Annotated in this window: 13 protein-coding genes and 1 pseudogene; 6 read left to right on the top strand and 8 right to left on the bottom strand. The window is 71.9% G+C overall.

Annotated features, from left to right (window positions below):
* Positions 1–14 precede the first annotated feature (14 nt).
* The 4 genes and pseudogenes from WDV06_RS03535 to WDV06_RS03550 all read right to left on the bottom strand — a co-directional run bounded on the left by WDV06_RS03535 (position 15) and on the right by WDV06_RS03550 (position 4,906).
* Positions 15–1,457, bottom strand: coding sequence for a GH1 family beta-glucosidase (locus WDV06_RS03535; protein WP_395508102.1), 1,443 nt, complete (start codon positions 1,455–1,457; stop codon positions 15–17).
* Positions 1,458–1,504: 47 nt separating this feature from the next.
* A complete protein-coding gene (locus WDV06_RS03540; RefSeq protein ID WP_395508103.1) occupies positions 1,505–2,398 on the bottom strand; it encodes a carbohydrate ABC transporter permease in 894 nt (297 codons plus the stop codon).
* A gap of 4 nt (positions 2,399–2,402) precedes the next feature.
* Positions 2,403–3,419, bottom strand: a complete 1,017-nt coding sequence (locus tag WDV06_RS03545; RefSeq protein ID WP_395508104.1) for a carbohydrate ABC transporter permease — start codon at positions 3,417–3,419, stop codon at positions 2,403–2,405.
* Between the two features lie 134 nt (positions 3,420–3,553).
* Positions 3,554–4,906: pseudogene (locus WDV06_RS03550) on the bottom strand (ABC transporter substrate-binding protein).
* 329 nt (positions 4,907–5,235) lie between these two features.
* Here WDV06_RS03550 and WDV06_RS03555 point away from each other — a divergent pair.
* A complete protein-coding gene (locus WDV06_RS03555; protein WP_395508105.1) occupies positions 5,236–6,300 on the top strand; it encodes a LacI family DNA-binding transcriptional regulator in 1,065 nt (354 codons plus the stop codon).
* Positions 6,301–6,416: 116 nt separating this feature from the next.
* Here the strand turns inward: WDV06_RS03555 and WDV06_RS03560 are convergent, their stop codons facing one another.
* The 3 genes from WDV06_RS03560 to araB all read right to left on the bottom strand — a co-directional run bounded on the left by WDV06_RS03560 (position 6,417) and on the right by araB (position 12,195).
* Complete coding sequence (locus WDV06_RS03560; RefSeq protein ID WP_395508106.1) at positions 6,417–8,153, bottom strand: glycoside hydrolase family 6 protein; 1,737 nt, start codon at positions 8,151–8,153, stop codon at positions 6,417–6,419.
* A 768-nt stretch (positions 8,154–8,921) separates the two neighbouring features.
* Positions 8,922–10,433, bottom strand: coding sequence for an L-arabinose isomerase (gene araA / locus WDV06_RS03565; protein ID WP_395508107.1), 1,512 nt, complete (start codon positions 10,431–10,433; stop codon positions 8,922–8,924).
* Positions 10,434–10,500: 67 nt separating this feature from the next.
* The gene (araB, locus tag WDV06_RS03570; RefSeq protein WP_395508108.1) at positions 10,501–12,195 is read right to left on the bottom strand and encodes a ribulokinase; all 1,695 of its coding nucleotides are present in this window, start codon (positions 12,193–12,195) and stop codon (positions 10,501–10,503) included.
* A gap of 285 nt (positions 12,196–12,480) precedes the next feature.
* Between araB and WDV06_RS03575 the strand changes: the two genes are divergently transcribed.
* From WDV06_RS03575 to yjfF, 4 genes are all read left to right on the top strand, one after another.
* On the top strand, positions 12,481–13,491 hold the full coding sequence (locus WDV06_RS03575; protein ID WP_395508109.1) for an ABC transporter substrate-binding protein: 1,011 nt from the start codon (positions 12,481–12,483) through the stop codon (positions 13,489–13,491).
* Between the two features lie 114 nt (positions 13,492–13,605).
* On the top strand, positions 13,606–15,165 hold the full coding sequence (locus WDV06_RS03580) for a sugar ABC transporter ATP-binding protein (RefSeq protein WP_395508110.1): 1,560 nt from the start codon (positions 13,606–13,608) through the stop codon (positions 15,163–15,165).
* Positions 15,162–16,262 (top strand): ABC transporter permease, encoded by a 1,101-nt coding sequence (locus tag WDV06_RS03585; protein ID WP_395508111.1) that lies wholly within the window; start codon positions 15,162–15,164, stop codon positions 16,260–16,262. The genes WDV06_RS03580 and WDV06_RS03585 overlap by 4 nt, the downstream gene beginning before the upstream one ends.
* Positions 16,259–17,281, top strand: a complete 1,023-nt coding sequence (gene yjfF / locus WDV06_RS03590; protein ID WP_395508112.1) for a galactofuranose ABC transporter, permease protein YjfF — start codon at positions 16,259–16,261, stop codon at positions 17,279–17,281. The genes WDV06_RS03585 and yjfF overlap by 4 nt, the downstream gene beginning before the upstream one ends.
* A 50-nt stretch (positions 17,282–17,331) precedes the next feature.
* Here the strand turns inward: yjfF and WDV06_RS03595 are convergent, their stop codons facing one another.
* The gene (locus WDV06_RS03595; protein WP_395508113.1) at positions 17,332–18,408 is read right to left on the bottom strand and encodes a LacI family DNA-binding transcriptional regulator; all 1,077 of its coding nucleotides are present in this window, start codon (positions 18,406–18,408) and stop codon (positions 17,332–17,334) included.
* 218 nt (positions 18,409–18,626) lie between these two features.
* Here WDV06_RS03595 and araD point away from each other — a divergent pair, with 218 nt between their 5' ends.
* On the top strand, positions 18,627–19,364 hold the full coding sequence (gene araD / locus WDV06_RS03600; protein ID WP_395508114.1) for an L-ribulose-5-phosphate 4-epimerase AraD: 738 nt from the start codon (positions 18,627–18,629) through the stop codon (positions 19,362–19,364).
* The last annotated feature ends 30 nt before the right edge of the window (positions 19,365–19,394 follow it).

The following is a 19,394-nucleotide window of genomic DNA, read 5'->3' on the forward strand; positions in this document are numbered from 1 at the left end:
GCGGCTGCCGCGGGCTACGCCTCGCCGGGGGCGTGCAGCCGTCCCGTCCGGGCCACCCGGGAGTACCACAGCGCGCTCGACTTGGGCGTGCGCTTCAGGGTGGCGTAGTCCACGTGGACGGCGCCGAAGCGTTTGGCGTAGCCGTAGGACCACTCGAAGTTGTCGAGCAGCGACCAGAGGAAGTAGCCGCGGACGTCCACCCCGTCCGTGATCGCCCGGTGCACGGCTTCGAGGTGCGCGTGGACGTAGGCGGCGCGCCGCGGGTCGTGCACCGTGCCGTCGGGGCCGACCTCGTCCTCGTACGCGGCTCCGTTCTCGCTGATGACGAGCGGCAGGCCGGGATGGCGGGCGGCGGTACGGGTGAGGAGGTCGTAGAGCGCGTCGGGATCGACCGACCAGCCCATCGCGGTGCGCTCACCCGGCGCCCGGTGGAAGGCGACGTCGTCCGCGCCCGGCCAGGGCGAGTGCGCACTGTCGCCGTGGCCGTCGTCCTGCGGCCGCGCGGCGCCCTCCACGACGTGCGAGACGACCGTCGGGGTGTAGTAGTTCACGGCGAGGAGGTCCAGGGGCTGGTGGATCGTCGCGGGGTCGCCGTCCCGGACGAAGGACCAGTCGGTCAGGTGCGCGGTGTCCGCCCACAGGTCCCGGGGGTACGCGCCCTCCAGCATCGGCCCCAGCCAGATCCGGTTGCCGACGGCGTCGATGCGGCGGGCCGCCTCCCAGTCCTCGGCAGAGGAAGTCAGGGGGCGGACCGCGTGGAGGTTGAGGGAGACCGCGAGCTGCGCGTCGCCGGGCAGCGAGGCCCGCAGCGCCCGGACGGCGAGGCCGTGGCCGAGGTTGAGGTGGTGGGCCGCGCGCAGGGCGGCGACCGGGTCGGTCCGCCCCGGGGCGTGGACGCCGGAGCCGTAGCCGAGGAAGGCGCTGCACCAGGGCTCGTTGAGCGTCGTCCAGCGCTTCACCCGGTCTCCGAGGGCGTCGGCCACGAGGCCCGCGTACACGGCGAACCGCTCGGCGGTCGCGCGCTCCGGCCAGCCCCCCGCGTCCTCCAGCTCCTGGGGCAGGTCCCAGTGGTAGAGCGTCAGCGCCGGTTCGATGCCCGCGGCCAGCAGTTCGTCGACGAGCCGGCGGTAGAAGTCCAGGCCGCGCTGGACGGCCGGACCCCGGCCGGTCGGCTGCACGCGTGACCAGGAGACGGAGAACCGGTACGCCCCCAGGCCGAGTTCGGACATGAGGCGGACGTCCTCGGGGAACCGGTGGTAGTGGTCCACGGCCACGTCACCGGTGTGGCCCGCGAAGACCTTGCCGGGGGTGTGCGAGAAGGTGTCCCAGATGGACGGGGTCCGGCCGTCCTCACGTACGGCGCCCTCGATCTGGTACGCGGCGGTGGCCGTGCCCCACAGGAAACCGGACGGGAAGGTGCGGGCGGCGGTGAGCGGCCGGGTCTCGGGCACGGTCATAGGAAAGCGCTCCCAACGCGGGTTCGGACGGAGTCGTGAGGGCGCCGTCAGTTCTTGACGGCGCCGGCGGTGATGCCGCCCACGATGTGCTTGCCGAGGACGGCGAAGACCACGAGCAGCGGCAGCGTGGAGATGAGCGCGCCGGTCAGCACGACGGCCTGGTCGACCGTGTGGTTTCCCGCTCCGAGGCCGGCCAGGGCGACCTGGAGGGTCGGGTTGCCGTCGGGGGTCAGCGCGATGAACGGCCAGAAGAAGTCGTTCCAGGCCTGGACGAAGACGAGCATCCCGAGGACCGCCATCGCCGGCCGTGCCACGGGGAACACCACGTGCCAGATGATGCGGAGGCTGTGGGCGCCGTCCACCCTGGCCGCCTCCACGAGTTCCACGGGGAGCGCCTCGATCAGGTACTGGCGCATGAAGAACACGCCGAACGCGGCGACCAGCGACGGCAGGACGACCGACTGGAGCTGATCCACCCAGCCGAGGTCCGTGATGATCTGGTACAGCGGGATCACGCTGAGCTGCGGCGGGATGGTCATGGTGGCCACCACCAGGGCCAGCAGGGCGCCCCGGCCCCTGAAGGGCAGTTTGGCGAAGGCGAATCCGGCCAGGGTGGAGAACAGGACGGTGGACAGGGCCACCAGGCCGGCCACGAGGGTCGTGTTGACCAGCGCCCCGCCCATGTCGACCTGGTTCCAGGCGAAGGAGAGGTTGTCGAGCAGCCGGGGGCCGGGCAGCAGCGGCGCCGGGGCCTTGACCACCCGCTCGCCCGTGTGGGAGGCGGCGACGAGGTTCCAGTAGAGGGGGAAGAGGGAGAGCAGGGCGGCCAGGCCGAGCAGGACGTAGGTCAGCGGTCCCGCGTGGTGCTGACGGCCGGCCGACGGGCGCGGGCGCCTGACGCGCGGCGCCCCGGAGGTGGTCGTGTCGACGGTACGGGCCATGGGTTCAGCTCCCCGCCTTCGTGCGCAGTCGGGAGATCAGGATCCGGAGACCGCCGATGAGCAGGAGGAGCAGGAGCATGACCCAGGCGATGGCCGAGGCCTGGCCCAGCGCCCCGGTCACCCAGCCCTTCTCGTACATGAGCAGGCTCAGGGTCTGGAACTGGTTGCCGCTGCCGCCGCTGATCCCCACGCTGCCGCCGAAGAGCAGCGGCTCGCCGAACAGCTGGGTGGCGCCGATGGTCGAGACGACGGCGGTGAACAGGATCGTCGGCCGGATGGACGGGACGGTCACGCTGAGGAACTGGCGCAGGCGCGAGGCCCCGTCCAACGCCGCGGCCTCGTACAGGTCCTGCGGTACGGCCTGCATCGCCGCCAGGTAGATGAGCGCGTTGTAGCCCGTCCAGCGCCACGTCACGATCGTCGATATCGCGATCTGCGCGGGCCACTTCGAGGACTCCCAGTCGACCGGGGCGAAGCCGGCCCAGCCCAGGACCGTGTTGATCAGACCGTAGTCGGTGTTGAAGAGCTGCGCGAAGACGAGCGTCGCCGCCGCGATGGAGGTGGCGTAGGGGGCGAGGACCGCGACCCGGAAGAAACCGCGGCCGCGGAGCTCGTGGTTGAGCAGATGGGCCAGGCCCAGGGCCATCAGCAGCTGGGGCACGGTCGAGATGAGGCCGATGGTGAAGGTGTTGGCCAGCGCGTTCCAGAAGAACTCGCTGGTCGCCAGGGAACCGTAGTTCTCCATCCCCCTCCACTGGGCGGTGCCCCCGAGCTCGACCCGGTGGAGCGAGAGCCAGCCCGTGTAGATCAGGGGGAACAGGCCGAAGGCGGCGAAGGTGAGGAAGAAGGGGGCGACGAAGACGTACGGGACCGCCTTCAGATCGAGGCGGTGGAGCGTGCTGCGCCAACCGCTGCGGCCGGAGGGCCGCTGCCGGTGCGGGCCGGGGCCGGCGCCGGGCCCCGGGGCTGGTGCGGCGGGCGGCGCGGAGCCGTCGCCCGCCGCCCGTACGGAGGTGGCCACGGGGGCTTCCTTCCAGGTCGATGCGTGCGGTGCTGCGGTGCTGCGGTGCTGCGGTGCTGCGGTGGTGCCGGGGACCGGCGGCCGGCCCCGCCACCGGGGAGGCGGCGGGCGGACGCGGGCCGTCACACCCCCCGCTACCGGTCGATCTTGTCGGCGACCAGCTTCCCGACGTTCTCCCACGCCTTCGCCGGATCGGTGCCGCGCTGCTCGATGTCGAGGATGCCGTTGTCGGTGAGGAAGGTCTTGACCTGCCCGTCCCAGCGGCTGATCGGGGCGGGCGTGATGCCGGCCGCGGCCTGCGAGTAGATCCTGCCGACCGGGGTGTCACCGAAGTACGGCAGCTTCGCGTCCTGGACGGCGGGGGAGGCGAGGGTGTCCTTGGAGGACGGGATGTTGCCGTTCACGGCGAAGACCTTCGCGTGCTGGGCCGGGGCGGTGAGCCAGGCGGCGAGCTCGGCCGCCTCCTTGACGTGCTTGCCCGACTTCGGCACGGCGAGGAAGGAGCCGCCCCAGTTCCCGGCCACGGGCGGCGCGGCGATGTCCCATTTCCCCTGGTTCTCCGGGCCCGCCTGTTCCCTGATGATGCCCGTCATCCAGCTGGGACAGGCGACGGTGGCGAACCTGGAGTTCTTGAAGGCCGCGTTCCATGTGCCCTTCTCGTCGAACTGGCGCAGCTTGGCCGTCAGTTCGCCCTGTGCCGCCGCCACGGCGGTGTCCCAGGCCTTCTTCACACCCGGGCTGTTCTCGTAGTCCAGCTGCCCCTTGGCGTTGGCGTACTGCACGGCCTCGCTGGAGATCACGGCGTTGAACAGGCCGCTGGCGGAGTCGTGGAAGGCCGTCCCGGCGGGGGCGTTCTTCTTGTACGTCTCCCCGACCGCCAGGAACTTCGCCCAGTCGCCCGCCCAGAGCCGGGCCACCTCGGAGCGCTCGGTCGGCAGCTTGGCCCGGGCGAACAGGTCCTTGTTGTAGCAGATGGCCATCGGGCCGATGTCCGTGCCGAGCCCGATGACCCTGCCGTCGCCCGTGGTGGCCTGCTTGACCTTCCAGTCGAGGAACGCGCCGAGGTCCGCGCCGCCCGTCTTGCCGAGGTCGACCCACTTGTCCGCCATCGCGGGGCCGGTCGCCTCGGCGATGTATCCCACCTCCAGGGCCTGGATGTCCGCGAGGCCGCTGTCGCGGGAGAGGCGCAGCTTCAGCGTGTCCCAGTACTTCTGGCCGTCCGCGACGTTCGACTCCTCGATCTTGATGTGGGGATGGGACTTCTCGTATGCGGCCTAGAGCTTCGCCCCGGTCGCGTCGTCGTAGCCGAAGGAGCCGAAGGTAGCGATCCGCAGCGTGATCCGCCCGCCGGAGGCCGCGCCGTCGTCCCCGCCGCCGTCGCCTCCGCAACCGGTGAGCAGGGCCGCGCCGGTCACCACGGCGGCGGCGACCAGTGCGCGGCTCGCGGTGGGGCGGCCGCTGCCACGTCTGCTGCTGGAAGTGCGCATGTCCACTCTCCTCGTCCAAGGCGGTGCTCGTCGTGCGCCAGGGGTCCGGCGGTTGTTCGCGGCTCGGCGAGGATCCGCGCGGACCTGAAGTGAAGGACGTTGTCGCACCCCCGGATGGGAGCGCTCCCACGTCGCTGCCGGAAGGTTGCTGTCCGGCGGGTGCGGGTGTCAAGAGCCGAACGCCGATTCGTGCGTGGCGAGTTGGGGGAATCAAGGGTAGTGTGGGAGCGCTCCCACGCGGTCCCCTAAGCGTAAGGTGTGCCGCGCGAGGCGGTGGGGTCCGCCGTTCCCGCCCGGCCCACCACCGGAGCGGGGCGGCGCGGAGTGCGATGCGCGAGGGGAGTTCGAGAGGCGTGAGCGGACGGCGGAACGGCAGACCCACCCTGGAGGAGGTCGCGGCCCTGGCCGGCGTCGGCCGGGGCACGGTGTCCCGGGTCATCAACGGCTCGCCGAGGGTGAGCGAGCAGGCCAGGGAAGCCGTCGCCCGAGCGGTCGCGGAGCTCGGATACGTACCCAACCAGGCGGCCAGGGCGCTGGCCGGCAGCCGGACCGACGCGGTGGCCCTGGTCATCCCGGAGACCGAGGCCCGGGTGTTCTCGGAGCCGTACTTCCTGGATCTGATCCGCGGGCTCAGCGCCGAACTCGCCGCGGCCGACAAGCAGTTGCTGCTCACCCTCGTCCGGACCGAAGCGGAGCGGCGGCGGTTCGAACACTACCTGGCCGCCCAGCGGGTCGACGGCGTGCTGCTGGCGTCCGTCCACGGGGACGATCCGCTGCCCGACCGGGTGGCGCGGCTGGGCCTGCCGGTCGTCATGAACGGCCGGCGCTCCGAGGCCGAACCCATCGACTACGTGGACTCCGACAACATCGGCGCCGGCCGCGCGGCCGTCGCCCACCTGGTGGGCCGGGGCCGCGGCCGGATCGCGACCATCAGCGGTCCGGCCGACATGTACGTGGCCCGCGCCCGTCTCGGAGGCTACCGGGCGGGCCTCGCCGAGGCCGGGATCGCGCCCGACGAATCGCTCGTCGCGACCGGGGACTTCACCGAGGAGGGCGGCAGGCTGGCGATGCGCGCCCTGCTGGAGCGCGCCCCCGGGCTGGACGCGGTCTTCGCCGCCTCCGACGTGATGGCGGCCGGGGCGCGCGGGGTGCTGCGCGAGGCCGGGAGGCGGGTCCCGGAGGACGTGGCCCTCGTCGGCGTCGACGATTCGGTGGTGGCGCGCCTGATGGATCCGCCCCTGACGAGCGTGCGCCAGCCGATCGAGGAGATGGGCCGCACGATGACGCGGCTGCTGCTGCAGAAGATCGCGGAGGGGCCCGGAGCCGGTTCCGCGGCGGGGGAGGAGCAGCGGCGTGTCCTCCCCACGGAGCTGATCGTGCGGGAGTCCTCCTGAGCGGTGGGAGACCGGCACCGGTTCCGTAGGCCGCCGGGCCTGAGCACGGCACGGGCCGGAGCCGTACGGAAGCCGGGCGGCTCCGTACGGTTCCGGGACCTTCACCGGCGGCTCGGTCACAGGGCCGGGTGGGCGTTCCTCATGAGCTCCTGGAACTGGGCGGAGAACCACTGTCCCGCGAGCGGCGCGTCGGGGAGCGCGCCCGACATGCTGTTGCCGTTGCGGACGTTGCCCGTGTAGGTGGGGTCACACATCCGGTCGAAGCCCTTGCCCTCGTTGTTCGGGATCTCCTTGCTCGCCCCGTCGGACTCGCCCGGCGGCTTCATCCACACGTAGGCGTCAATGCCGGGGGCCGGTGCGGCCTGCGGCCGTTCGCCCAGCCCGGCGCCCGCCTGGTTGCACCAGTTGCCGAGGTGGATACGCCGGTCGTAGCGGCCGCCGTTGACGTAGGAGTCCACGCTGGTCGTCGCGCCGGGTCCGGTCGGCCGGGCCGTGCCGCCCCAGCCGTTGCGGGAGGTGTCGATGAGCATGCCGACGCCGGGGTCGAAGCCCAGCGAGACCACCTTGGCCCGCATGGCCTGGGCGTAGGACAGCTCGTCGGTGTAGCGGTTCCAGTCGACCCACTTCGACTGGCGTACGGAGGTCCCGCCCACCGAGTCGTCGATCTTGAAGTTGTCCTCCTTCAACGCGCTGAAGTTGGCCGTGTTCACGATGAAGCCGTGCACCTTGGAGAGGGTGGACCCCTCGGCGGTCGCGGCCTGCTTGAACATCTCCGCGGAGGCGCCGAAGTTGTCGTCCCAGCCGAGCCATCCGTGGTGGCCCGCGTCCACGTAGTTGTAGACGTTGGGGATGGAGCCCAGCTTGTTGAGCGCGTAGCCGACCCCCTTGATGTAGTTGCCGTTGGCCTTCATCACGTCACAGGCGGGGGTGGCCGTCGGGCGGCCCGAGACGTTGGTGACGAGGTTCGGCAGCGAGTCGATCTCGACGGCGGTGACGATCCGCAGACCGGCGTACTTGGGGTCGGCGAGGATCGCGGCGATCGGGTCGATGAACTGCGTCTTGTACCTGTCGATCTCGGTCGGGCCCAGTTCACCGTTGGAGGCGAGTGCGGAGCAGTCCCGTCCGGGCAGGTCGTAGACCACCAGCTGGACGACGAGTTCGCCGCTTCCCTTCTGCGCCAGGGCCGCGTCGAGGTGGTCGCGCAGGCCCATCTTGCCGCTGGTGCCCGTGACGAGGGCGATGCGGTCCAGCCAGACGGCGGTGGGCTGGTTCGACACCCTCGTGCCGCCCGGCTCGGCGGCAGCCTTGGCGGACCACTCGGGGTTCACGTACATCCTGGCGCCGGCGTAGGGGTTGTCGACCTTGCCGCCCGAGGGCGGAGGCGTCGTGGGCGGGGTGGTCGGGGGCGTGGTGGGGGGCTGGGTCGGATCGGGGGCCGCGTTGCAGGTGACGCCGTTGAGCTTGAACGTCGCGGGCACGGTGTTCGTGCCGGTGTGGGAGCCGTTGAACCCGAAGGACGTCGAACCGCCGGTGCCCAGCGACCCGTTGTACGACAGGCTCCTGGCCGTCACGGCCGCGGCCGACTGGGTGATCGCGGCGTTCCAGCCCTGGGTGACCTGCTGGCCGTTCGCGTAGGTCCACTCCAGGGTCCAGGCGGCGAGGGGGTCACCGGTGTTGGTGACGACCACGTTCGCACCGAAGCCGGTGTTCCACTGGTTCGTGATCTGGTACTCGACCTTGCAGCCGGCGGTGGCGGCGCCGGCGGGGGTGCCGAAGGCGGTGGCGGTGGCGCCCGCGGCCGTGACGAGGCCGAGGGCGGCCAGTAACGCGGTGCGGGGGAGTATGCGGCTCATTTCGCGGGGGACCTTTCGGGTCGGGGCGCGCAGGCGGAGCCTGGCGCCGGCGGGGGCACTGCGTCGTGCGGGGAGGGCACGGGCGTCGGAACCGGGCCGTGGCGTGGCCGGGGAACGCATGTCCGCAGGGCGGCCGAGGCGAGGGCGGGGCGGTGCCGGGCGGCGCTGTGGCGCTTGGGATGTCACATGAGCGGGCCCTGGCGGGCAGGGTCGCGTTTCCGCGGTGCGCCGGCTGATGGAAGCGCTCCCACTGGTTCGGCCAGACCGTAGCGTCAACCGGAGTGAAGGGAAAGGGGGCCCGGGTGAATTCCTGAGCGAAACGCTTTCGACCCTTCACGTGTCTTGACGCGAGCTGGCCCCCTCCGCACAGTGGGAGCGCTCCCACTGGTTCAGGTCCTGTGCAGGGCCGTCCCGCCCCATCCGTCTCCCCCGAGCCGCGAGGAGAACCACCGGCATGCAGGCACGTCCCCTCCGCGGTTCCCCGCAGGACGCAGGCCGCCGGCCGCGTGGGCCACCGCCTTGTCCCTGCGGGGGTCCGCCCTCACCGTCGAGCTCACCCTCACCGACCGGTTCACGGCCGCACGTGACGGCTCGACGCCGACCTGCGACCACTCCGGCGACCGGCGCCACCAGCGGCTGGAACGGCAACGCTCCGGACGGCCCGTCCCCCGCGGAGGACGGGTCCGCGTACGACGGGGCCGGGCAGAGAGGGAGACCCCGCCCGGCCCTGGCATGCCGCACGGCCGCCCCCACCGGTCTCCGGCCGGTTCAGAACCCCTGGGCCAGCCGGTAGTACGCCTGGTTCCAGCGCAGGTCCCGCCGGAACTGCCGCGGGGTGGTGCTCTCCTCGATGAGGAGCAGTTCCACGCGGAGCATTTCCGCGAGGTCGTCGAGGTGGTCGGAGGTCAGGGCGGTGCTGAGGACGGTGTGGTGGGGTCCGCCGGCGGTCAGCCAGGATTCGGTGGAGGTCCGCAGGTCGGGGCGGGGCCGCCAGACCGCGCGGGCGACGGGCAGGGCGGGCAGCGGGTGGGGCGGCGCCACGACCTCGACGTCGTTGGCCACCAGGCGGAAGCGGTCGCCGAGGTCGGCGAGGCCGACCACCACGGCCGGGCCGGGGGCCGCGTCGAACACCAGGCGGACCGGGTCCTCCCGGCCGCCGATGCCGAGGGGGTGGATTTCGCAGGCGGGCCTGGCGGTCGTGAGGGTGGGGCACACCTCCAGCATGTGCGCGCCGAGGATGAGCTCGTCGCCCGGCGTCATGTCGTAGGTGTAGTCCTCCATGAAGGAGGTGCCGCCGGGGAGACCGGCGGCCGCCGTCTTGAGGGCGCGCAGCAGGACGGCGGTCTTCCAGTCGCCCTCCCCTCCGAAGCCGTACCCCTGGGCCATGAGCCGCTGGACCGCGAGGCCGGGCAGCTGGCGCAGTCCGCCCAGGTCCTCGAAGTTGGTGGTGAAGGCCCGGAAACCGCCGGCTTCGAGGAAGGTGCGCAAGCCGGCTTCGATACGGGCCGCGTAGCGCAGCGACCCGTGCCGTTCGCCGCCCGGCCGGAGCTCCGGCGCCAGCTCGTACAGGTCCCCGTACTCCTTGACGAGGGCGGCCACCTCGCTCTCCCGCGCGCCGTCGACCAGCTCCACCAGGTCGTTGACGCCGTAGGTGTTGACGGAGACGCCCAGGCGCAGCTGGGCCTCCACCTTGTCCCCTTCGGTGACGGCCACGTCGCGCATGTTGTCGCCGAAGCGGGCGACCCTGAGGGTGGCCAGTTCGGATCGCGCGGCGGCCGCCCGCACCCAGACGGCGACCCGTGAGGTGGTCACCGGATCGGTGACGTGGCCGGCCACGGTCTTGCGGGGCACGCCGAGGCGGGCCTGGACGTGCCCGAACTCGCGGTCCCCGTGCGCGGCTTGGTTGAGGTTCATGAAGTCCATGTCGATGGTGTCCCAGGGCAGGGCCACGTTCGACTGGGTGTGCAGGTGCAGCAGCGGCTTGCGCAGCGCGTCCAGTCCGGCGATCCACATCTTCGCCGGGGAGAAGGTGTGCATCCAGGCGATGAGCCCGGTGCACCGGTCATCGGCGTTCGCTTCGAGGCACAGGCGGCGGATGGCGCCGGCGTCGGTGAGCACCGGCTTCCACACGATGCGTGCGGGGATGCCGGATGTGGCGGCCAGCGCGGCGGCCAGCTGCCGTGACTGTTCGGCGACCTGCTTCAGGGTGTGTTCCCCGTACAGGTGCTGGCTGCCCGTGAGGAACCAGATTTCCTGGGCGGGAGGCGTGGGGCTGGGCACGTGGACTCCTGGGGGTGGCGTTCCCGCGACGGTGTTCGGGGCCGGGGGAAGAGGGGCGGGGCGGGGGTCAGTTCGCGGTGTTCGCCGTGTCGCGGATGCGCCTGAGGCGGTGGAGCTGGCCGTCGGCGGCGAAGCGGTCGTGCAGGAGCCGGTATTCGGCGTAGAGGGCGTCGTAGGCGTCGGCCCTGGAGGCGTCCGGCGTGTAGACGGCGGGCAGCCGGCGGCCCATGGCGGCGGCGGCCTCCCGTACGTCGCGGTGGGCGCCCGCCGCCACGGCGGCGTGGATGGCCGACCCGAGGGCGGGGGCCTGGGTGGACGCGGCGAGGGAGACCGGGCGGCGCAGCACGTCGGAGTAGATCTGCATCAGCAGTTCGTTCTTGGCCAGCCCGCCGGCGACGATGAACTCGTCCACCGGTACGCCGCCCCCCTCCAGGGCTTCCACGATGACGCGGGTGCCGAACGCGGTGGCTTCGAGCAGCGCGCGGTAGACGTCCTCGGGGCGGGTCGCCAGGGTCAGGCCCACGATGACTCCGGAGAGGCGGTGGTCGACGAGGACCGAACGGTTGCCGCCCTGCCAGTCGAGGGCGACCAGTCCGTGGCCTCCGACCGGTTGGCCGGCGGCCTTGCGGCTCAGCAGGGTGTGCAGGTCCTCGTCGCGCACGGCGGCCTCGGCGAGGTAGTCCGGCGGGACGCCCTGGTCCAGGGCCCAGGCGAAGATGTCGCCGACGGCGCTCTGGCCGGCCTCGTAACCGTAGGTTCCCTCGACGACCCCGCCGTGCACGACCCCGCAGATGCCGGGGATGTCGGCGAGCACGGGGGCGTTGACGATGTGGCAGGTGGAGGTGCCCATGATGGCGAGCAGCTGGCCGTCCCCGACGGCCCGTGCCGCGGCCGCGGTGACATGGGCGTCGACGTTGCCCGCGGCCACGGCGATCCCGGGGCGCAGGCCGGTCCAGGCCGCCGCCCGGGTGCTGAGCGAGCCCACGCGGGAGCCCAGCGCGGAGAGCGGGAATTCGAGGCGGGTGCGGGCGAAGTCGGCGAAGCGGGGGTTCAGGGCGGCCAGGTACTCCTCGCTCGGGTAGGCGCCGTCCTGGTGGATGCCCTTGTAGCCGGCGGTGCAGGCGTTGCGGGACTCGCTTCCGGTGAGCTGCCACACGATCCAGTCGGCTGCCTCGATCCACCGCGCGCAGGCGCCGTACACGAGCGGGTCCTCCTCCAGGACCTGGAGGGCCTTCGCGAACTGCCACTCCGCGGAGATCCGGCCGCCGTAGCGGGCGATCCACTTCTCCCCGCGGGCGTGGGCGAGTTCGTTGATGCGGTCGGCGTACGGCTGGGCCGCGTGGTGCTTCCACAACTTGGGCCACGCGTGCGGCCGTCCGGCGAGCTCCGTCTCGGCGAGGGGGGTCCCGTCGGCCAGGGTGGGCAGGACGGTGCAGGCGGTGAAGTCGGTGGCGATGCCGATCACCGCGGCGGGATCGATGCCCGCCGCCGCCACGGCCGCCGGGACGGCGCGGCGCAGTACGTCCCGCCAGTCCTCGGGGTGTTGCAGGGCCCAGTCCGGGGGCAGTTGCGCACCGCCCTGCGGCAGGTGCCGGTCGATGACGCCGTGCCGGTAGGTGTGGACCGCCGCCGCCAGCTCCTTCCCGTCGCGGATCCGTACCACCACGGCGCGGCCCGACAGGGTGCCGAAGTCGACACCGACCGTGTACCGCTCCGGCTCCCCGGGACGGGGTGTGGGGGTGAGGGGGTGGGGTGACGTCAACAGAATGCCTTTCGAAGGAGGGGCGTGCGTCCGACGCCATGCAGTGTGAGCGCTAACAATGTTGAGGAGCAAGGGGTCTGTCCAGATCGCGCCGCGAGCCGCTGGGTGGGCTATCCGGCGCGATAACGGACAGGTAACGCGGGCAAGGGGGTTGAGAAGCGCGCTTGTTAGCGCTCACAATGCGACGGCTCCCCTTCTCCCGGACAGCCCTTGGCGGCCGAACCCGGCCCGCCGCACCCACGGCCGTGCGGAGCCCCTTCCGTACACCCCGAAAGGACACGCGTCATGGCTCGCAGAGCAGCCCTCGTCCTCACCGCCGCCCTCCTCGCCTCCTCGGCGCTGACCGCCTGCTCGACCCAGGGCCCCGCCTCCGGCCCCGCACCGGGCCCGGCCTCCGGGGCCAAGGCGGGATCCGGCGGCAGGATCACCATGGGCTTCGCCCAGGTCGGCGCCGAGAGCGGCTGGCGCACCGCCAACACCAAGTCCGTCCAGGAGGCGGCGAAGAAGGCCGGGATCGAACTCAAGTTCTCCGACGCGCAGCAGAAGCAGGAGAACCAGATCAAGGCGATCCGTACCTTCATCCAGCAGAAGGTCGACGTGATCGCCTTCTCCCCGGTCGTGGAGTCCGGCTGGGACACGGTGCTCAAGGAGGCCAAGGACGCGGGGATCCCGGTCATCCTGACCGACCGCGCGGTGGACACGAAGGACACCTCCCTCTACAAGACCTTCCTGGGCTCGGACTTCGTCAAGGAGGGCAGGTCCGCGGGAGAGTGGCTGACCGCCGCCTACGCCAACCAGCAGGGTCCGGTCAACATCGTCGAACTCCAGGGCACCACCGGCTCCGCACCCGCCAACGACCGCAAGGCCGGCTTCGCCGACGTCATCCGCGGCGACGGCAGGTTCAGGATCGTCGCCTCGCAGTCGGGCGAGTTCACGCGCGCCAAGGGCAAGGAGGTCATGCAGGCCTTCCTGAAGTCCCAGAAGGACATCGACGTCCTCTACGCCCACAACGACGACATGGCCCTCGGCGCCATCCAGGCCATCGAGGAGTCCGGCAGGAAGCCCGGCACGGACATCAAGGTGATCTCGGTGGACGGGATCAAGGACGCCTTCGTCGCGATGACCGAGGGCAAGATCAACGTCGTGGTGGAGTGCAACCCGCTCCTCGGTGACCAGCTGATGGACCTGGCCAAGAAGGTCGTCGCGGGGGAGAGCGTGCCGGCCCGGGTCGAGACCCAGGAGGGCGTGTTCCCGCAGGACAAGGCCGCGGCCGCGCTGCCGTCCCGGAAGTACTGACGCGGCGGCCTCCGCCGCCGCGGTCCCGGCGGGACCGGACCTCCCCTCCGGACCGCGCCGGCCCGCGAGGCCCGGCACCGGGGCCCGCTCCACCCACACACGAGAGGAGGGCGGATGACACCTCCGTCCACCGCGGCGCCCACGGGCGCCGACGGCCCGCGGCCGGTCCTTGAAGCCCACGGCATCAGCAAGCGGTTCCCGGGCGTGCTCGCCCTCGACGGGGTCGCCCTGCGGCTCTTCCCCGGCGAAGTGCACGCCCTGATGGGCGAGAACGGCGCCGGGAAGTCCACCCTGATCAAGGTGCTCACCGGAGTCCACCCCGCCGACGGCGGCACCGTCCTCGTCGACGGCCGGCCCCACACGTTCACGGACCCCCTGCAGGCGCAGCGCGCCGGAATCAGCACCGTCTACCAGGAGGTCAACCTCTGCCCCAACCTGTCGGTCGCCGAGAACATCCTCATCGGGCGCGAACCGCGCCGGTTCGGTCTCATCCGCTGGTCCGAGGTGCGGCAGCGGGCGGCCCGTCTGCTGACCGAGCTGGAGCTCGGCCTGGACGTCACCGGCCTGCTCGACGCGCACTCCCTGGCGGTGCAGCAACTGGTCGCCATCGTCCGGGCGGTGGACGTCTCGGCGAAGGTGCTCGTGCTGGACGAGCCCACCTCCAGCCTCGACCGCGAAGAGGTGGCCCAGCTCTTCACCCTGGTGCGGCGCCTGCGGGACCGCGGGGTGGCCATCCTGTTCGTCACGCACTTCCTCGACCAGGTCTTCGACCTCTGCGACCGCGTCACCGTCCTGCGGGGCGGCCGGCTGGAAGGCGAGTACCCCATCACCGAGCTCACCCCGATGACGCTCGTCCAGCGCATGATCGGCGGAGAACTGGCCACCCTGGACGGGTTGTCGGGCCGCGGCCAGGGGGAAGGGGCCCAGCGGGCGGCCGCGGAGCCGTTCCTGCGGGCGCGGGGGCTGGCCCGCACCGGCTCGATCGAACCCTACGACCTCGACATCCACCCCGGCGAGGTCATCGGACTGGCCGGCCTGCTGGGCTCCGGCCGCACCGAGGCGGCGCGCCTGCTGTTCGGCGCGGACAGCGCGGACGCCGGGGAGGTGAGCGTCGAGGGCAGGAAGGTGCTCCTGCGCAGCCCCCGCCACGCCATCGCCCGGGGCATCGCCTTCTGCTCCGAGAACCGCAAGTCCGAGGGGCTGGTGGGTGAGCTCACGGTCCGCGAGAACATCGTCCTCGCCCTGCAGGCCGCCCGCGGCTGGACCAGGCCGCTGACCCGCGCGAAGCAGGACGAACTGGCGCGGCACTGGATCGAGGCCCTCGACATCCGCCCCGCCGAACCCGAAGCACAGGTGCGCCACCTCAGCGGGGGCAATCAGCAGAAGGTCCTCCTCGCACGCTGGCTGCTGACCGAGCCCCGGCTCCTGATCCTCGACGAACCCACCCGCGGCATCGACATCGGCGCCAAGGCGGAGATCCAGAAGCTCGTGGCCCGCCTGGCGGACGAAGGCACCGCCGTGCTGTTCATCTCGGCCGAACTCGAAGAGGTCCTGCGCCTGAGCCACCGCATCGCCGTCCTCCGCGACCACCGCATGGTGGCCACCCTGGCCAACGACGACACCGTCACGCCCGAACGCCTCCTGACGACCATCGCCACCGGAACGGACTCATGACATCCCAGCCCGCCCCGTCCGGGGCAGCCGGCGGCAACGGGCGACGGCCGGCCGGCCACCGCCTGCTGTGGCCCGCGCTCGTCCTGCTCGCCCTGCTCCTCGGCAACCTCGCGTTCCACCACGACTTCCTGTCGGTCCGCGTACGCGACGGCCACCTCTACGGCAGCCTCGTCGACATCCTGCGGTTCGGCGCGCCCCTCGTCCTCGTGGCGCTCGGCATGACCCTGGTCATCGCCACCCGCGGGATCGACCTCTCGGTGGGTTCCACCGTCGCCATCGCCGGCGCCCTCGCCTGCGGGCACCTCTCCACCGCGGCGCGGCCGGACAGTGTCGCCACCACGCTCACGGCCGTCGCGCTCGCGCTCGCGGTCGCCCTCGTACTGGGCCTGGCCAACGGCCTGCTGGTGTCCGGGCTGGGGGTGCAGCCCATCGTGGCGACCCTGATCCTCATGGTCGCGGGCCGCGGGGTCGCCCAGCTGATCACGGACGGTCAGATCGTCACGGTGACCAGCGCCCCCTACAAGACGATCGGTGGCGGCTACTGGCTGCTCCTTCCGTTCGCCGTCCTGCTGGCCGCCGTCCTCGTCGCACTCACCGCCTTCGTCATCCGCCGCAGTGCCCTCGGCATGCTGATCGAGTCCGTCGGCGGCAATCCCACCGCCGGCCGCCTGGTGGGCATCCGGGCCGGCGGCCTGCTCGCCCTGGTCTACGTCTTCAGTGCCCTGTGCGCCGCCGTCGCCGGGCTGATGATCAGCTCGAACGTCTCCAGCGCCGACGGCAACAACGCCGGCCTGTGGATCGAGCTCGACGCGATCCTCGCCGTCGTCGTCGGAGGGACCGCTCTGACCGGAGGGCGCTTCTCCCTCGGCGGGACCGTCCTGGGAGCCCTGGTCATCCAGACCCTCTCCACCACCGTCTACACCCTCGGCGTCCCGCCCGAGACCACCCTGGTCTTCAAGGCCTTCGTCGTCGTCATCGTCTGCCTCGTGCAGTCCCCGGTGTTCCGGGCCAAGGTCATACGCCGCCGGAGGGCGACCACTCCCCGGCCCCCCGCCACGGCGGGCGCCACCCCCCAGGAGCAGGAAGTACGCGCATGAGTACCGGTACCGTGAACGCCGCCGCACGACCGGCCCGCCGCGTGGCGGCCGTTTCCCCGGGCACCCGGGCCCGTGTCCCGCTGATCGTCACCGCGGTCCTGCTGGCCGTCATGTTCGCCGTCGGATCCGTGCGCTACGACGGGTTCCTCTCCGCGCAGGTCGTGCTGAACCTGCTGATCGACAACGGATTCCTGCTCGTCGTCGCGGTCGGCGCGACCTTCGTCATCCTCACCGGGGGCATCGACCTGTCGATCGGCTCCATGGTGGCCCTCTCGACCATGCTGACCGCGTGGCTGGTCGAGTCGCACGGCTGGCCCCTGGCCGCCGTGATTCCCCTGGTCCTGCTGGTCGGCGCCGCCGGCGGGGCGCTCATGGGCTGGGTCATCCACACCTTCGAGATCCAGCCGTTCATCGTCACCCTGGCCGGCATGTTCCTCGCCCGCGGGCTCTGCTACACGATCAGCACCGAATCCGTCACGATCACCGATCCCGCCACGACGGCCGTCGCCCAGACCAGGCTCTACGGCCCGGGCGGACTGTTCGTCTCGATCCCCGTGCTCGTCGCCGTGGCCGTGCTGCTGACCGCCTTCGTGGTCCTGCACCACACGCGCTTCGGCCGCAACCTCTACGCGCTGGGCGGCAACGAGTCCTCCGCACGCCTGATGGGCCTGCCGACGGGCACCACCAAGATCGCGGCATACGGAGTCAGCGGCCTGTGTTCCGCGCTCGGCGGACTGCTGCTGACCTTCTACACGCTCTCCGGCTACGCCCTCCACGCCATGGGCATGGAACTCGACGCGATCGCCGCCACCGTGATCGGCGGCACGCTGCTGACCGGAGGTTCCGGCTTCGTCCTGGGCACGGCCCTCGGCGTGCTGGTCCTCGGAATGATCCAGACGCTGGTCAACTTCCAGGGCACGCTCAGCTCCTGGTGGACCCGGATCGTCATCGGCGCCCTGCTGCTCGTGTTCATCGTGCTGCAACGCCTGATGGGCGGCCGCCGTCACGCCGCGCGCTGAGCCCGGTGCCCGGCTCCTCGCAGGAGGGCCGGGCACCGGGCATGCCGGGGTCACGCGCCGGGCAGCGCGATCCTCCGGGCGGTGCTGGCGCGCACGATGAGCTCGGGCGCCACCACCAGGTGCGTCGGCTCCTGCGCCCGGCCCTCGATGTGGTCCAGGAGCAGTCCGATGCTGTCGCGGCCGAGCGAGGCGAAGTCCTGGCGGATCGTCGTCAGCGGGGGCGGGAAGAACTCCGCCTCGGGGATGTCGTCGAAGCCGGCGACCGCCACGTCCTCGGGCGTGCGCAGTCCCGCTTCCCGCAGGGCCCGCAGGACTCCGAGGGCCATCTGGTCGTTGGCGACGAACACCGCCGTGAGGCCCGCTCCGCCTCCGCGGGACGCCCGTACCCGCCCCGCCAGCTGCTGGCCGGCCTGGTATCCCGACAGGGGGCTCCAGTCGCCGCGCAGCAGGGGCGGCACCTCGGCTCCGGCATCCCGCAGTGCGTCCTCCCAGCCCTGGGTGCGGGCCTCGCTCTCAAGCCAGTCCGAAGGGCCCGCGACGTGCCACACGGTGGAGTGGCCCGAGGCGAGGAGGTGTTCCGTGATCATACGGGCGCCGAGGTTCTGGTCCAGCGACACCCCGGGCAGGGCCAGCGTGTGGCCGCCCTCCACGGTCACCACCGGGCACGGTGCTTCCAGCGCCGCCAGCGCCCTCACCGCGGCGCGTTGCGGAGTGACGGCGACGATCCCCTCCACCCCCCACCCGGCGAGGTGCTGCATGGCTTCGGCGAGGGCCGTCTGGGTGGCCGTCCGGAGCGTGACGGCCGACGTCAGATAGCCGCGGTCGCGGGCCGCCTCCTGCACTCCCGCCACGGTGCTGGCGGGTCCGTGCAGAGTGGTGTTCACCGCGATGACACCCAGCGTGTGGGTCCGGCGCGTGGCCAGGGCCCGGGCTGCCGAGTTGCGCCGGTACCCCAGCTGCTCGATGACCTGCGTCACCGCGGCCCGGGTCTTGGCGCTGACGTTCGGGTGGTCGCTGAGCACGCGCGACACGGTCTGGTGGGACACGCCGGCGACGCGGGCGACGTCCGTCATCGTGGGCGCTCGCGAGACGTCCGGGAGCTGCGTCAACTCTCTTCCTTTCCTCATCGAGCGGCCTTCCCCCAAGGTACCGAACCGGCCACGGCCCGCACACGTCCCGGACCGATCGGGAGATGGTCGACGGGTGTCGATGTTGGCGCTCACATTATGCAGCGTTCTTCGCGAGGAGTGGGCGGGAATCTTCTCGTATTCTCTTGAGCTTACCGCTTGTTAGCGCTCACAATTGCCTGCGATCAGTCCAGCGGCGGAAAGATGGTGAGGACGCAGTGGGCGAGACCCGACTCAAGAAGCTCCGTCGCGAGGTACTCGCGGCCAACCTCCGCATCCCGGAGGCCGGTCTGGCCACTCTCACCTGGGGAAACGTCAGCGGAGTGGACCGGGACGCCGGGGTGTTCGTCATCAAGCCGTCCGGGGTCTCCTACGCCGACCTCACCGAGGAGGACCTGGTGGTGGTGGCGCTGGAGGACGGGAAGGTCGTCGACGGGCGCCTCAGGCCGTCCACCGACGCCGAGACCCACCGGTGCCTCTACCGGGCCTTCCCCTCCATCGGCGGCGTCACCCACACGCACTCGGCGCACGCGGTCGCCTTCGCCCAGGCGCGCCGGCCGATCCCCGTGCTCGGCACCACGCACGCCGACACCTTCAACGGCCCCGTCCCCGTGACGGAGGACCTCACCGCCGCGCAGTGCGCGAAGGACTACGAGTACAACACCGGCCAGGTGATCGTCGCCCGGCTCGACGGCGACGCCCGTCGGGCCGACGAGGTCCCCGGCGCGCTCGTCTCGCGGCACGGCCCCTTCACCTGGGGTGCCGACGCGAAGGCCGCGCTGGAGAACGCCATCGTCTGCGAGGCCGTCGCGGAGATGGCGCTGCACACGCTGGCGCTGGGGTTCCGCCTCGGGGGTGCCTCCGAGCCGCCGAGGCACCTCCTGGAGCGGCACTTCACCCGCAAGCACGGACCGGACGCCTACTACGGCAACGCCTCCCGCACTGCGGGAAGCTGAGGCCGCGCGCCCGCTCGTGCCACCCCGTGT

The sequence above is a fragment of the Streptomyces racemochromogenes genome, from assembly GCF_044129415.1.
Classification (GTDB): Bacteria; Actinomycetota; Actinomycetes; order Streptomycetales; family Streptomycetaceae; genus Streptomyces; species Streptomyces racemochromogenes_A.